Annotated in this window: 11 protein-coding genes and 1 pseudogene; 8 read left to right on the top strand and 4 right to left on the bottom strand. The window is 65.6% G+C overall.

The annotated features are described in order from the left end of the window. The first annotated feature begins 26 nt into the window (after positions 1–26). From WFI16_RS23380 to WFI16_RS23365, 4 genes are all read left to right on the top strand, one after another. A complete protein-coding gene (locus WFI16_RS23380) occupies positions 27–707 on the top strand; it encodes a 2Fe-2S iron-sulfur cluster-binding protein (protein ID WP_419900267.1) in 681 nt (226 codons plus the stop codon). Continuing rightward, positions 704–2,317 carry an FAD-binding protein gene (locus tag WFI16_RS23375; protein WP_419900266.1) on the top strand — a complete coding sequence of 538 codons (1,614 nt, stop codon included), beginning with the start codon at positions 704–706 and terminating at the stop codon, positions 2,315–2,317. Before WFI16_RS23380 ends, WFI16_RS23375 begins: the two co-directional genes overlap by 4 nt. Continuing rightward, the gene (locus WFI16_RS23370; RefSeq protein ID WP_419900265.1) at positions 2,314–3,579 is read left to right on the top strand and encodes an NADH-ubiquinone oxidoreductase-F iron-sulfur binding region domain-containing protein; all 1,266 of its coding nucleotides are present in this window, start codon (positions 2,314–2,316) and stop codon (positions 3,577–3,579) included. The genes WFI16_RS23375 and WFI16_RS23370 overlap by 4 nt, the downstream gene beginning before the upstream one ends. 232 nt (positions 3,580–3,811) lie before the next feature. Further along, positions 3,812–4,825, top strand: a complete 1,014-nt coding sequence (locus tag WFI16_RS23365; protein ID WP_419900318.1) for an IS110 family transposase — start codon at positions 3,812–3,814, stop codon at positions 4,823–4,825. Positions 4,826–5,059: 234 nt separating this feature from the next. Here WFI16_RS23365 and WFI16_RS23360 read toward each other — a convergent pair. Continuing rightward, a pseudogene (locus WFI16_RS23360) lies at positions 5,060–5,871 on the bottom strand (IS5 family transposase). A gap of 438 nt (positions 5,872–6,309) precedes the next feature. Here WFI16_RS23360 and WFI16_RS26970 point away from each other — a divergent pair. From WFI16_RS26970 to WFI16_RS23345, 4 genes are all read left to right on the top strand, one after another. Beyond that, positions 6,310–6,780: a toll/interleukin-1 receptor domain-containing protein gene (locus tag WFI16_RS26970; protein ID WP_442970728.1), complete on the top strand. Its 471-nt coding sequence runs from the start codon at positions 6,310–6,312 to the stop codon at positions 6,778–6,780. A gap of 1,936 nt (positions 6,781–8,716) precedes the next feature. Beyond that, entirely contained in the window at positions 8,717–9,355 is a 639-nt protein-coding gene (locus WFI16_RS23355) for a hypothetical protein (RefSeq protein ID WP_419900264.1), read from the top strand. Beyond that, positions 9,352–9,996 carry a hypothetical protein gene (locus WFI16_RS23350; RefSeq protein ID WP_419900263.1) on the top strand — a complete coding sequence of 215 codons (645 nt, stop codon included), beginning with the start codon at positions 9,352–9,354 and terminating at the stop codon, positions 9,994–9,996. The genes WFI16_RS23355 and WFI16_RS23350 overlap by 4 nt, the downstream gene beginning before the upstream one ends. Then, a complete protein-coding gene (locus WFI16_RS23345; protein ID WP_419900262.1) occupies positions 9,993–11,735 on the top strand; it encodes an SIR2 family protein in 1,743 nt (580 codons plus the stop codon). The genes WFI16_RS23350 and WFI16_RS23345 overlap by 4 nt, the downstream gene beginning before the upstream one ends. A 305-nt stretch (positions 11,736–12,040) precedes the next feature. Here WFI16_RS23345 and WFI16_RS23340 read toward each other — a convergent pair whose 3' ends face one another. The 3 genes from WFI16_RS23340 to WFI16_RS23330 form a co-directional block, all read right to left on the bottom strand. Beyond that, positions 12,041–13,786 (bottom strand): DUF2235 domain-containing protein, encoded by a 1,746-nt coding sequence (locus tag WFI16_RS23340; protein ID WP_419900261.1) that lies wholly within the window; start codon positions 13,784–13,786, stop codon positions 12,041–12,043. A 10-nt stretch (positions 13,787–13,796) separates the two neighbouring features. Further along, positions 13,797–14,135, bottom strand: coding sequence for a hypothetical protein (locus tag WFI16_RS23335; protein WP_419900260.1), 339 nt, complete (start codon positions 14,133–14,135; stop codon positions 13,797–13,799). 631 nt (positions 14,136–14,766) lie between these two features. Continuing rightward, positions 14,767–15,252: a hypothetical protein gene (locus WFI16_RS23330; RefSeq protein WP_419900259.1), complete on the bottom strand. Its 486-nt coding sequence runs from the start codon at positions 15,250–15,252 to the stop codon at positions 14,767–14,769. Positions 15,253–15,291: the final 39 nt, after the last annotated feature.

The following is a 15,291-nucleotide window of genomic DNA, read 5'->3' as shown; positions in this document are numbered from 1 at the left end:
AGGCATTGCCAGCAGGGGAGGCCGTCATGACCGAGCCGGGATCTGAAGCGCCGTCCGAGGTCGCTTTCACTTTCGATGGCCAGCCCATTCGCGTCCGCGCTGGCGCCACGCTGCTGCAGGCGTGGTCTGCCGCTGGGCTGCCACTGACGGAGAATGTCGGCTGCATGGGTCAGGGCGTCTGCGGCGCTTGCCGCGTCCTGGTGCGCCGCCCGGGTGAACGACTGGCGGGCACCGCCCTCGCCTGTGAAATGCAGGCTGAGGAGGGAATGCAGGTCTCCTTCGTGGATCACTTTCCCGCTCGCAGGTCGCATACCTACGATCTCCATGCGCTGACCGATAGCTGGACCGCGCTCGGGGAGATCGACCGGGTCTTCCCGGAGGCGCGGCATTGCCGCCACTGCGGCGGCTGCGATCACGCCTGCCCCAAGGGCATTGAGGTGCAGCGAATGGTGAACTTGGCCGCCGATGGTCAAGCCTTCGCGGCCGCCGCCCTGTTTGACCACTGCGTGCTGTGCAACCTCTGCGTGGCAGCCTGTCCGGAGCACATCGATCCCGCGCATCTCGGGCAGTTCGTCCGCCGCATGTCCGCCTCTCTGACACTGCGTCCTGCAGATCTGATTTCTCGGCTGCGAGAGATCGAGAATGGCGGCCAGCCCATCGATCTGGATGCCCCAGGCGCTAATCCAGGCGGGCCGTCGCAGCCATGACGGTTCCCTTCCACGAGGCGCTGTCCGCCTGGCGCCGCACGACGCCAGCCTCTTCGGTAGTAGGGACCTTGCCGACGCCAGAGCTGCTGGACCGCTTCCATCCGGACAGGCAGCCAGGGGCTATGGTGCCACTCACGCTGGGCCGCAGCATGGGCCAGCCCTGCCGCGCCGAGCTGGCTGCGCTGCTGCAATCTAATGCGCTAGTGGATGATGTCGACATTGCTGGAGCACCGGCACTGGACGCCGATGTGCTGGTCATTGGCGGCGGCGGCGCGGGCTGCGTCGCTGCGTTGACGGCGGCCCGGGCGGGAGCTCGTATCCTGCTGGCCACGAAGCTGCGTCTCGGCGACAGCAATACCGTGATGGCGGAAGGCGGCATCCAGGCTGCCGTGGGCGCAGAGGACAGCCTGCAGCGGCACTTCGAGGACACGCTGCGCTCCGGGCATTTCGTGGCCGACAAGGCTCTAGTCGCCGCCCTGGTATCGGATGGCCCGGCCGCGATCCGCTGGCTCATCCAGGAAGGCATGAGCTTCGACCTAGCCCCCGGCAGCGACCGGATGGGCGGCCAGCTGCTGCGCCGCAAACCCGGCGGGGCCACTGCGGCCCGCCTCCTCTCCTATCGCGACTTCACCGGTCTGGAGATGATGCGCGCCCTGCGCGAGGCGACTCTGCTGCAGCCTGGCATCACGCTGCTCGACCGGCATCCGGCGCTCGAGCTGCTGACCGATGACCGCGGCCGTTGCGCCGGGGCGGTGCTGCACGACTTGGCACAGGGCCGCCCTGTTCTCGCCCGGGCGGGCGCCACGGTGCTGGCCACCGGCGGCGCGGGCCGCCTCCATGCCGCGGGCTTCCCGACCTCTAATCACTATGGCGCCACGGCCGATGGCCTCGTGCTCGCCTATCGTGCGGGTGCCTCGCTGAGGGACATGGATAGCCTGCAGTATCACCCCACCGGTATCGCCTGGCCGCCGCATATGACCGGCGCGCTGGTCAGTGAGGCCGCACGCTCCTCCGGCGCCTTCCTGGTCAATGGCTTGGGCGGGCGCTTCGTGGACGAGCTCTCGACGCGCGATGTCGTGGCCGCCGCCATCATGCGCGAGGTCGCCGAGGGGCGCGGCGTCGGCCGCGACGGCGTCGAGGGCGTCTTCCTGGACACGCCGAGCCTGGAGGCACGCGAACCCGGCATTCTGGCAAAGCGGCTCGTGACGCTGATGCATCTTGCCCACCGCGCCGGGTTTGACGCGGCGCAAGAGCCGTTCCTGGTCTGCCCGACTTTGCACTACCAGAATGGCGGCGTAGCGATCGACGCGGCCGGTCGGACGGAGGTTCCTGGGCTTCTCTGCGCAGGGGAAGTGACGGGCGGCCTGCATGGGCGCAATCGGATGATGGGCAATGCGCTGCTGGAACTGGTGGTGTTCGGGCGCCGCAGCGGCCAGGCCGCGGCGGAGGATGCCCGGGGCGAAAGGCCGCGAACCATCGGGCTGAACCACTTGGCCGATTGGCGGCGCGCAATGATCGCGCAGGGCCTTTCCATGGCACGGAAAACGCCCATCCTGTTCCCACCTTATGGCAATTTCGATGCGACCGCAGATAGGAGCCGCGCGGCATGAGCGGGCCTTTGACCAGGCAGGAAGTTCAGGTCGGCGCGGACCTCGAGGCATGGATGGCGGTGGGGGGCGGCATGGCTCTCCGCCGCGGGCTGGAGAGCCCCGCCGATATCATTCCGGAGCTAGAGGAAGCGGGCTTGCGCGGCCTGGGTGGCGCCGGGTTTCCGACCTACCGCAAGTGGTCCGCCGTCGCTCATCAGCCCGGCCGGATGAAATGGGTTATCTGCAACGGAAACGAGGACGAGCCTGGCACCTTCAAGGACCGCTTCCTGCTGTCGCGCACGCCGCATCAAGTGATCGAGGGCGCCCTGGTGGCCGCCCTGGCTGTCGGCGCCACCAATGTCGCACTCTACGTCAACCGACGTGAGACGGCTTCCGTCGCCATGATGAAAGCTGCGGTGGAGGCCTGGGCGGGCCATGACCTGCTGCAACGGCTCTCCGACGCAGTGGGGGCATCCCTGCGGCTCGCGGTCTGCGAAGGCTCAGGCCTCTATATCGGCGGCGAGGAGACGGCAGCAGTCGCCAGCGTGATGGGCCGGTTCCCCTTCCCGTCGCTAAAGCCCCCCCTGCCTGTGGAACACGGCGTCGACGGCGCCCCTACCCTTGTAAACAATGTGGAAACCCTGGCCCACGCCGGGCTCGTTCTGCGGATCGGTGCGAATGCCTATCGCGCTCTCGGTTGCGGCGACGCCTCTGGCACCAAGCTCTACTCGCTGTCTGGCGACGTGCTACGACCAGGTCTTCACGAGCTACCCATGGGCGTCACTCTGCGCGAGCTGGTCTTCGACCATGGTGGCGGCATGCTGGCCGATCAGCGGTTCAAGGCGGTCTTCACTGGCGGGCCTTCCAACACACTGCTGACGGCGGCCGATATCGATGTGAGGCTGGACTTTGACAGCCTGCGCGCCCGCGGCTCTCGCCTAGGAACTGGCGCGATGATCGTCGTCGGCGAGGGCACCAGCATCCTGCGCAAGACGGCCGAATACGTCGCCTTCTTTGCCGCGAATTCCTGCGGCCAGTGCCCATCCTGCAAGGTCGGCACGCATCAGGTGTCGCGCATCCTGGAGCGGATCGAAGCCGGGTCCGGCCGTGCCGGTGACCTCGACGCACTGGATCATCTGACGAAACTGCTGCCCGGGAGCGGTCGATGTGGGCTGGTTGACGGCGCGGCGACAGTACTCGCCTCATCGCTCCAGACCTTTCCGGAGGAATATGCTCGAGCGCTTGATCCGCCGCGGCTGCGGTATGACCATCGCGGACCTTAGCACCCGGACCAGTCGAATCGCATCCTGCGCTCTGATGGAGCTATAGTCCAGAGTGGGCGCACGATGAAGTGCAGCAGCTGCTGCTGCCTCCTAACGCCTCGAGCCGAAGCGCCCCTGGATACGGTAATCGGGTCGGCGAGGTAGCGGATGCTACTGCGGCCGGATGTTCTTCCATGTGACCCTGTGGGGGTCATGAGCTGAGGGAGACACTGAGATGACCCACTAGGCCGGGATCGACGTCTCACTGGAGACGAGCAGCATCTGCATCGTAGACGCACAGGGTGCGATCCAGCGCGAGTTCAAGGTGGAGAGCGAGCCGGAGGCCATGGCCGCGGCCCTGATGGGCACCGGCCTTCCTTTCAGCCGTGTGGGCTTGGAGGCCGGACCCCTGTCGCAGTGGCTCCATGCGGGGTTGGCCAAGGCGGGCTTGTCGGTGGTGCTGCTCGAGACGCGTCAGCTGCGCGCCACGACCAAGGCGATGCCGGTCAAGACCGACCGGAACGACGCGCGGGCGATGGCGCAGGTAGTGCGTACTGGCTGGTATAAGGCGGTGCACGTGAAGTCGGAACTGTCGCAGGCGCTGCGCGCCTTGCTCAGTGGCCGCAAGCTGCTGGTGGCCAAGCTGCGCGACCTAGACAACGGTATTCGGGGCTTGCTGCGTGGTTTCGGGCTCAAGGTCGGGCAGGTCAGCGAGGCGGCTTTCCCTGGACGTGTGCGCGAACTTGCCGAGGGCCAGGCGGGACTGGAGGCGCTGATGGGACCGCTGTTGCAGGCCCGGGATGCGGTGCGGACCGAACGCGAGCGCCTGCACCGCCTGGTGCTTGCGGCGCTGCGCGACGATGACGTCTGTCGCAGGCTGATGACAGTGCCAGGCGTCGGACCAGTGACGGCGCTGACCTTCTGCTCCGCCGTCGATGATCCAACGCGGTTCAGCCGCTCGCGAGCCGTCGGCGCTCACTTTGGCCTGACGCCGAGACGCTACCAGTCGGGCGAGACCGATCGCGTCGGGCACATCAGCAAGCAGGGCGACAGCCTCGCACGACAGGCCCTCTATGAGGCCGCGAACGTGCTGCTGACCCGCACCGGCAAGTGGTCGGCGCTCAAGGCATGGGGCCTTGCTGTCGCTAGACGCACGGGCATGCGCCGAGCCAAGGTGGCCGTCGCCCGCAAGCTGGCCGTCGTGTTGCACCGGATGTGGCGCGACGGCACCGAGTTCTGCTGGAGCCGGGAGGTCATCGCGGCGTAGTCCGCCGACGCCTCTCCGTCGGACCAGCACCCGAAGTCCCGTCGCGGGGACGAGGCCGGATGAGGCCGCAACAGCCTCCGTGCCAGCATTCACTGAGCTCGCTTGCTAGATTGACCCGCCCAGCCTTCCTGACCGTAGCCTGTGGCGGCTTGGTGCCGACCACGAACAGAAGAGAGGCACCCGCGATGCGACGCCCCATCCGGCCGTTGACCGACCCGATTACAGAAGAGGCTGTTATGAACCGGCGGCCAGTCCCGCGGCCTGCTTGAGCATGAGGCAGGCGAATGCGACCAAGTGGAGATCGGCGAGAGTACTGGCATAGCGCTCGTAGTCTTTGACCAAGCGGCGGAAGCGGGTGGCCCAGGCGAAGGACCGTTCGACCACCCAGCGTCGTGGCAGCAGCACGAAGCCACGCTTGGCTTCGGAGAGCTTCACCACCTCAAGCTCGATGCCATGCGCTTTCGCGGCCGCGGCGGCACGCGCACCGGTGAAGCCCTGATCGACATAGGCGAGGTCGACGCTTTCCCCCGTGGAGGCCTGCACGGCCCGGGCCAGGCGCCCGACCTCGGCGCGATCGTCCGCGCTGGCGGGGGTGACGTGCAGCGCCAGCAGATGCCCCAGCGTATCGACCGCCAGATGCAGCTTCGAGCCCTTCTTCCGCTTGGCTCCGTCATACCCGGCGCGGGCGCCGCTCTCCGGCGAGGAGCGCAGCGTCCGGCTGTCGAGGATAGCAGCGCTGGGCTGAGCTTTCCGCCCCGCGGCGACACGCAGGACGCTGCGGAGGTCGTCGGCCAGGGCCTCGAAGCACCCTGCCACCAGCCAGCGCTGCGCCTGCTGATAGACCGCAGCCCAAGGTGGCAGGTCATTCGGCATCCAACGCCACGGCGCGCCGGTCTTGATGACATAGTGCAGTCCGTTGAACACTCGCGCAGCGCATGCTCGCGCTGACCGCTGCGGCATCAGAGTCAGCTAAGCACCGCCAGCGCCCAATCACTGTCAGAAACGTCGGGCGGGTAAGGCGTACGGGCAACCGTTCCTCTCAGCATGAGCGTTCCCTCAGTTGTAAGTCCATTACAGCTTCTAGTTGAAGAGGTGGCATCAGGGGAGGGCGGGCAACAGCCTTGCTCAACCCGCAACGAAAATTCAGACGTCGCCTTCGATCACCGCGCGTCGAATCGTTGACAAATTACCCCGACGTGAAAACCTTCAGCTAGACTATTGACGTCTCTGGCTGGTAGAGGATTGAATTGTGGCTAGATGTACAGCACCCGTGAGAGGCCATCATTCCGAGGCGGCTCGGGCGGAATGCCCTGTATGCCGTTACAGAGGGTTCGGCGGCTATCCAACGTATACGCCTCCCCCCCCCGCCCTCTTACACGCCCAGGCCATATAATCCGGCCCCGAGCAACGGCGGAAGCAGTGGGTCCGGAAGAAGTTTGAAGCCCCGTTGGTCTCGGGGAACTTCCGCGACGCTCTACACCTCAGTGCAGGTCCGCGCTCTAACGCCCATTCGAGACAACGTGGAGCGGCGGGCAAATGCTCAGCCTGATCTCCGTGACGTTTTCCTATGCCACGCTTGGGATGATAGAGGGGGCGCGGCGAAAGAACTTCACGATTTACTTGAAGCTCTTAGGGTCAAGGTTTGGTTCAGCGAGAAAGACGCTGGCCTTGGCACACTGCTAATGCGTGCAATTGATAGGGGTTTAGCCCACTCACGCATTGGCGTCGTACTTGTTACTCCTGCCCTCCTTCGCCGCCTTAAGTCTGAAGGCGTTGCTGACAAAGAGCTTGCAGTCCTTCTTTCAAGAGAACTTCTGGTTCCCATCGTTCACAATACTTCGTTTGAAGAACTTTACGAGGTCAGCCCTCTACTCGCATCGAGAGGTGGCTTGAACACGGCCGAGGAGCCTCTGGCCGACATTGCGGCTAAGCTCGCTGATTTGGTTGCCATCTAGGCCGGTTCCGGGGTCATGCGACTGGTGATCTCTTCCAGCGGAGATATGCAGTCGGGAACGACACAGACACGCAGTCGGTGTGACCCCTCATTTGGCTTGCACCTAGTCCGCGACTGCCATGGGGCGCCGACGTGGGCGATGAGTTCCTCCTCCGTCGCCTAAGGCCAAGCCGAAAAGCATATAGAAGGGCAGGAAAGCGGCCGCGACACCTTAGTTCGCACCGCCCTCCCTCTCCTGCCCATCCAAAACGAGCTAGGCAATGCCCTTCGCAAACGCGGATACCCGTAAGGGACGTGGGAGGCGACTCTGCAGGCGCATTCGAAAGGCATCGGCATGCCAGGCTCACGGCTACATACAGGCACAAACAGAAAGTGAGACCCATAAATATCAACTTGTGGTGACGAGGGTGCCGTGTATTTTGCGCTGCGGGTTCGTCTTCCAATCGGGATGCAGCATCGGCGGCTTCACGGATGACGGCTTGTTAGGCGGTACAAAGCCCCGTTCGCCCGAGAGCATGGGGAGCCCTCTTTGACGGAGTGAGCCTTGTCGCAGCCTACGCCTTACTGGGAGAGTAAGCCAAAGTATGATGGAGGCATATACGACCTCACCCATCTACAGCCGTGGAACACGACCATACTAGTGCCCAATATACCCAGCACCAGAAGTTTGGCTGGCCCCACCAAGGTTCAAATGCCAATTTGCTTCAAATTCAGCTATCACTGCTGCACAGACAAGGATTCAGCGAGCCTTGGTCTGGGTGACATCGTGGTTGAAAGCGAGCGCCCGGAGGAGAAGCGGCGCCTCTGCCCTGTGCGTTGGTTCATCAGCCAAAGCCTGAAAGACACGCTCCGAAAGGCCATGAGTAAGGATTTAGCTCCCATCCACAATTACCAATGGGTGCTGCAGTCAAAAGTGCCTGGCCTCTCGCATACCTGGGTAACGATTTTGAAATTCATGCCAGGCCCGGCCCAGGGCTGCGCTATTGCTAGCGTTGAAACATCGTACCTCACCGGCAGTCCAACACGGGGCGGGACGCCGGAGAGTTTCGCGTACATCGCGCAAAGAACGCGTAAGCTGGGACAACTTTACGGCGTCAAATAAACGAAAAAGCTTCGGGGTCAGGCCCGTCGGCCTGACCCCTCCACCACACTTATGTGCGAAAAACTACCCAATTTGATCCGCGATAGTGCCGCAGATACCCACTTTTATGGGCTGGGGCACCCGTTAGGGTCAAGTTTCATAACTCGACCCAGCGTTCCAGATGCCCACCTAACTTAGGCCAACATTGCACCCACGTCAACTGGCAAGGCGCATATTTAGACGCTTCTCCGGCGCCGTTCGTTGCTCCCCGCTAAATAGCCGTCGCAGCCTCCTGCATCCAATCGAACGCTGCCATCCCCACAATGCCGGTTGCGCCGCAGGCGGTTGTTCAGCCCGTAGCAAGGTCGACAGTTCGCGCTACCTACGTCTCCAGAGTGCCGAGACAAGGCGCGGGCCGCCAATGGAGGACTTGATGGTCAAAATCAGCTCGCGGACGCTGAAGCTGACCCGATGCCGATAGCGCACAGCGGCAACTACAACAGTGCAAGCATACACTGACCTCCGATTTCCTTCAGAACTCGCATGCAAATAGTACTCGGATAGTGAGGTAGAAGAATGGGCTGCCCAGCTGGCTGAGGCGGCTGCAAAGTAACGTTGCGAGCCGATTAATGATTTGAGAACTACGGTTAGCCCTATAGGGCAATGGACCTGCGCACAAAGGACCTGGGTGTGTTCAGGAAGCTGGCTGCCTGACCGCCGCATCATGCCGCATGGAGCTGGATGCCTGACCGGCCAAGCCTGGCACGACGCACTCCGCGCCTCTCGAGGCCGGTGACGCGCTGCCGGGATGGCCACCCAGGTGGCCCGCTTGGCCTGACATGCTAGACGACGCGGGATGAAGGTTTTTCAGGATCTCTCCATCGCCGGGCCAGCAGTGGCCCTCGATCGCCTTCCTGAACTCTTGGCTGGTGCAGCCGTGCCCCCCTGGTCACGGGATAGGGCCGCCGAGGAGCGTTCCCGCGACGTCGGCGCGGGATCAGACTTCCTCGTGTTCGTCCGTGCGGCAGACGGTGGCATGCCCGCCGCCAACCTCTTCCTGTCACGGGACGCGAACGCCTGGACCGTCTCCAACATCGTACCCGTGGAGAACGGCTCCCTGGGCGAGGAGACGTACAACCGCATCCTGCGGGAGTTCGAGCGGCTGCTCGCGCCTGTGGCCGGGGCGAACGACCTTCAGGTCAACGTTTCCCAGGCGGACGTCGGCGTCAATGACATGCTGTCGGATAGCGCCGCGAAACTGCTGCCGATTTTTTCCGCTTCCGCGAACACGGCGACCGGGTCGGCACACCCCATGGATTTTCGGCGGTGGGCCGCCTTCCTGGTTCAGGTGCACCGGGACGGGACCACGCTGTACGCCTCGGACCTGCGCCGCCTGCTGGTGGAGGAACTCCGGTGGCCGGAGGACACCGCGTCGAAGCTCCTGCTCGAGTACGAGTTCGCCCGCGACTTGCTGAAGGTCTACGACGAGGCATGATCGCCAGCGACCTTGCGGGCGCCGTGCTGGCGTTAGCTGGCCGCGGCGGACCCATCCTGATTCCCGACACCTGTTCCCTCCTCGACATCCTGCGGGCGCCCATCCGGCCGCAGTTCCGCGAGGATGACGTGGCGGCGGTCGCCAGGGTGCTCACCCTCACGGAAGCCGCCGAAGCCGGGGCAACGCTGGTTCTGACCGGCCAAGTACGCCGGGAACTCGAAACGAACACCCAGCTGGTCGCGGATGAGGTCGAGCGCGAGCTCAAGAAGACATCGGAAACGGTGCACTCGGGCCCTGGCGGCATGAAGCTCGCCCTCAGCGCCAGGCAGCGCGTCCTTGACTGGCCGTCGCGGGCAAGGTTCGCAGAGGTCAGACCACTCCGAAGGCGCCTGCCTGAAGGGTCCACGCGAGAGGCCAACGAAGCCTCTCGCCGGGAGCGTCCTTCCGCACTTCCTCGCCAGCCTCGCTGCTTCCACTCCTCGCTCTTTCGCCGGAGATCGCCGCCGACAGGCGAGCCGCCCCTTCGCGGCAGCGGCTTGCGCGAACGTCGCGCGGACCTGAAGCTGCTGTTCAGGATTTGGCGCCTCGGACACCCGGCCGCGGCTCCCTTCCTCACGCCGCGCCCGAGGCCCTCGTCATGATCGACCCGCTCCTGTCGCTCGCCCACACGATGCAATCGTCGAAGGGCGTGTACGCCCTGCTGCTTGGCTCCGGGGTGTCCCGCAGCGCCAGCGTGCCCACTGGCTGGGAGGTGACATTGGACCTCGTCCGGCGCGTCGCCAGACTGGAGGGCGAGGACGCAGGGCCCGACCCGGCCGCCTGGTACCAGGCCCGCCATGGCGCCGCGCCCGACTACTCGCGCCTGCTCGACACGATGGCCCCTGCCCCGGCCGACCGGCGCCAGGTGCTTCACGGCTACTTCGAACCGACCGGGGACGAGCGGGAGCAAGGCCTGAAGCTGCCCACGTCGGCCCACCGCGCCATCGCCCGGCTGGCGGCCAAGGGCTACATCAAGGTCATCCTGACCACGAACTTCGACCGCCTGATGGAGATCGCCCTGCGCGACGCGGGCGTCGAGCCGGTCATCATCTCCAACGCCGACGCCGCGGACGGCGCGGCACCGCTGGTCCACCAACGCTGCGTGGTCGTCAAGCTGCACGGCGACTACCTCGACGATCGCATCATGAACACCGAGGCGGAGCTCGCCGCCTACGAACCGCGCATGGATGCCTACCTCGACCGCGTGCTGGACGAGTTCGGCCTTGTGGTGTGCGGCTGGTCCGGCGAGTGGGATCCGGCCCTGCGGCGGTCGTTCGAGCGCTGCAAGTCGCGCCGCTACACCACGTGGTGGGCCGCGGTCGGGGAACCCGGCCCGCGCGCCGCCGCGCTGCTGGCGCTCAGGCAGGCGCGACTCGTGCGGACCACGGGCGCCGACTCCTTCTTCACCGCCGTCGAGGAAAAGGTCACCAGCCTGGAAGAACTGGCGGTCGAGCACCCGCTGACCGAGGCGGCCGCGGTCGCCAGCGTCAAGCGCTACGTGGCCGAGCCGAGGCACCGGATCCGCCTGCAGGACCTGCTCGCCAAAGAGGCGACGCGGGTGGCGCGGCGGCTGGCGGAAGAGCTGCCGGTGCAGGGTCCGCCGCAGCCGACGGAGGATGAGTTCCGGCGGCGCGTCGGATTGATCGACATGGCCACCAGAACGTTGCGGGCCATGTTCTTTCATACGGCGCTGTGGAGTGGCACTGACCAACGGGGCATCCTCGTTCGACCACTTAGGGCCATGCTCCCGGCGCACGATGGCAACGGTTGGAACCTGTGGCTCGAGATGCAAAGCTACCCGGCAGCGCTGCTTCTTTACGCGGCTGGCTTGGGCGCGGTCGCCGGTGGCAACTACGGAATGCTCGGTGACCTGCTGGACATGCGTTACCGCGTGTCCGGCCGTGACCGCTCCGCTCTGGCGAACCTGGTCGCAGCTCGAGCGATGGATCATGGTAATGCGAATCTGCTCTTTAAGCCGCAAAGGCGGTACTATCCCCTTAGCGAGCACCTCCTCACCGTGCTGTCTCCCCTCGCCGATTCTGCTTTGTGGGACGCTCCAGAGCTATTCGACAGGCTTGAGGTGTTGATGGCGCTCGCCACCATCGACGCGTCCCCAGAGATTTCAACCGAGCGGCAATTCATCCCGCCGGGTCCGTTCTGCTGGAAAGCCAATCGGGAAGACGATCATCCGGCGGCGCGCCTCTTGCAGGAGGCGCAGCAGCAGGGGGCTGGTTGGGCACCTCTGCGTGACGGCTTCTTCAAGGGGGGCGTGGATCGCTTCTCGGCCGTTCGCGCAGCGTTTGAGCAGGCACTCGCACGAGTTGCCCAGAGCCATTGGTAGCGTCTTGGCCCACCCGCGCCACCAGCTGTCGGCACGGGCAAGCGCCTGTCCTACCGGCCGACATCCACTTCGTGATCCCTCGAATGCGATGCCGTTGAACTGCAGATCAAGGATAGCTTGCAGCAGCCGCGTCATGAATCCTTGACCCAAGGAATTCTGTGCCTGCACCAACCCAGCACCACCTCGGAACGTCGCCTCAAGGGGGTCAGCGCCACTGTGCGCAGTTGGCTGTCCTATCCAGCAATGGGCCCCTCAGCCGGTTGGCGTAGCGGATGAGCATGGGCCTCACGCTCGAACGCGTCTCCTCATGCTGGCTGTTGGAGGCGCCATGGACCGGCGACGGGAAGCACCCAGGTCGCCTCCCCCGGGTCCGGACCCCGATCAAGGCGGGTCAGCTCCAACTCCAACTCGCCGGAGTTGTTCAGGTAGGTCTGCCAGATGTCGTTGGCGAAGAGGTAGAGCATGCCCACGGGCCGCTCGCTTCGGATGAGCACGCTGTCGCCCTTGGTGATCACGCGCTGCCCAATCGGCGCCACCTGCTCCAGCAGGGGCTCGGGATCGCGGACGAACAGGTAGGCGAAGGCTTCCCGCAGGGGCAGTTCGCGTAGGCGCCACCGCCTTGGCCCGGCGATCGTGGCGCACAGCGTCATCCAGGGAGCGTTGCGAACACGCCTCCGCCAGCGCGCCCAACGTCTCAGGTCGCTGACCAGGCCGCTATCCTCGCTGCCGCTGGGCCCGCAGGGTGGGCAGCTGGCGTCGCGCCACCCCCCTCCGACCCATCGCAGCCGGTAGTAAATCGGCTGCTCCCGACCCCCGTGGATGATCAGGCCGGTTCGGTCCCACTGGCGCTGCGCCTCCGCGCGGAAGGTCACCGTCTCGCCAGGCTGAAGACCATAGAGGTCGTGGCGCCCGGTTTCGGCATGAACCTGCCGCGCACGCTCGAAGAGGCTCTCGTGGACCGAGATGCCTGCGCCGGTGCTGGGCAGCTCGTCCAGCACCATCGCCCAGCGCGGCCAGGTCCCGATCCAGCTCCAGGAAGGCCGGTGCGCCGTCTCGTCGTGGAGGCGCGCCATTGGATTGGGGCACAGTGCCTCAAGGCTGCCCGGCTTCACCGCGAGGTCGTGCCGCACGGCCCGCTCCACCATCCACCCGAGGGTGATGTCGGACAGGCCGGTCTCCAGGTACCCCCCTCCGATGTCGGAGTGCACCCCGCGGAACCAGACCTGCTCCAGGGTCCGCGTCCACCCGGACCGAGTGCCTCCCTCTTTCCAGAACAGGGTCGGGAAGAAGGTGGCGCGACGCTCGTCCATGGCCAGGGCGTGATAGACGTGGATGCAGTTCGGCATCGGGCTCGTGTTCAGCGCCCGGCTTTCGTAGCCGCGCGGCTTGAACCACCATCCCCAGAGCGGAGCGCCGAGGGAGGCGACCGGGTCGAACACGCCCAGCATCTCGATGGGTACCCCGTGCCAAGCGAACTCGTCGCCGACGGGCACCCCCGTGATGATGCTTTCGCCCTTCCGGCCGCCCCGGGCGGAGTAGAGCGACACCACGGCGGGCGCGTAGCGGAGGTTGGAGGCCTTCAGGATGCCGCAGGTGCGGATGACCCCGGCAATGGCGCGGGCCGTGTAGGCGCCCCGGGAGAAGCCCAGGATGTAGATGCGGTCGCCCGGGCGGTACTGGCGGACGACCTCGATGTAGCCGTCCAGGATGTTATCGCCGATGCCCGTGCCGGTCAGTCCCTCCCAGGCCGTCCGGAGCCGTCCGGCGTACCCGAGCACCCTCGCGAGGGGCGTGAGCCACAGCCGCCCCGTCCACTGCTCCAGCGCCGCCGCCATCCGGGCGGGGCGCGACGTCCCCGTCGCGACCCCCGGGTCGTACCAGATGGTCTGGGTCTCGTCGTCGACCAGCGCCTGGCTGAGCTTCCAGATGTTGGTAGCGGCTGGGTCGTCGGCGCTGGGAGGCCGGTTCCCGGTCCCGTCACACAGGATGACGATGCGGCGACCTGACGCAGGTGGAGGCGAACTCGGCAATGGCTCCAGCGGGACCTCCATGGACCCACCGTCACCAGCACCTCGCCCATCTCCCGCACGTTCTGGAACGCTTCGCCACCTTGAACGTGGCCCAGAGCGACACGACCGCGGCAGGGATGGCGCCGTACCAGAAAGGCAGTTTCAGCAGCCGGGCGAGCCATCCGTCGAACATGGTGGCGACGGCCGTGATCGCGAGGGCAAGGAGGTACGCTTCGACGATGCGCCCAGATCGGCGTTCGGGAGAAAGCTGCCAAATGGAGCCCCGTCGTCGCAAGATGACCTGCAACGACCATGTGGCCAGCCAGGCAGTCGCGAGGATCAGGCCGACGCCGACCGACACGCGGGTAGCAAGGTCCAGGGCAGCGAACATGGTGCGCCTCCGTCAAGCTGCCGCCACGCTAAACGCACAACCAGGCCTCCGCCAAGCTGGCATTCGGTTGTGGAGCCGGGTCTTCGCGCCCGAGGTCTTCCGAGCTTGACTGGTCACTCGTCCAGTGTGCATCAAGGTCTTAATGACCTACGGCCGCCACGCCCACTCCGGCACACCCTGATCCTGCTTCAACTGCGCTCGCTGCAGCGCAATCGCCACCTGCACCTCAGTGCCGCTGACTACGCCACCGCCGCGAAGGCAGCTGCCTTGCTTCGAGCGCGCGCACGATCCAGGGAACCAGGATCGAGGTGGTACGATGGCGTTGACCGGAGATGAGTGGGCCACTCTTGCGCGGCCATGGAACGTAATCGGGCACAGCATGCATAGGGGAGACGTTGCCTCGGTCCGGCGACTGCTCGGCGACGTCGGACTGCGGGCGACCGTGAAGTCCCGCCTCGACGACGCGGAGGCGTTCCTCGCCTCGGCAGGCGCCTGGCTGGCCGAGGCGGAAGCCTACGAGGCGGCACATGGCCAGGGCAGCCGCTTGGTGCCCGACCATCCCTTCAACCTCGAGTTGGCCAGGCTGCGTAGGTTCGAGCAGCAGCAGGCCCGCTGGCGGACATGGGCGCTCTCACAGACCAGGGATGCCGGTCTGAATGTCGCTGGGATCCGGGGCGCCCAGCCCCTCTAGCAAGGCTGTCGCGAATTCACTGGCCGCCTTCCACTCGTGATCAACCGGTGTGGCCAGTCCCGACCCGGCCGTCTCGAAGAGGTAAGCCGTCGTGTTCCTGCGCACCACCGTCCAAAGGAGGAGGCGTCGGTCGCTCCCCAGGAAAGGCTGCTTGCTGACGAAGACGTCGGCAAGCGTCTCGAGGTGGAGGGTGTCGAGGTCCCGAAGCTGAGTTTCCCCGAGTTCCAGCCACCTGCAGCGCATGACGTGGGCAACGGCCGCGAGCGCTGCCCAGCGGGAGGCGAACACGCGAGGAATGACGCCTGCCGGGGTCCAGGCGAACCAACACGGCGCCCCTGCGACGAGCACGCCGCCGACTGCGCAGCCCTGCCCGAGTTCAACGACGAGGAGCTCCGTTTTCAGGAGACGGGTTTCAGGTTCGCTCATACGGTCCGTCGATAGTTGGTGATGGCGTCGCGATTAGGC

It is taken from the genome of Roseomonas sp. USHLN139, from assembly GCF_037145735.1.
GTDB lineage: Bacteria > Pseudomonadota > Alphaproteobacteria > Acetobacterales > Acetobacteraceae > Pseudoroseomonas.
Note: the sequence above shows the minus strand (reverse complement) of the source record. Positions and strands in the feature narration are given on the sequence as shown.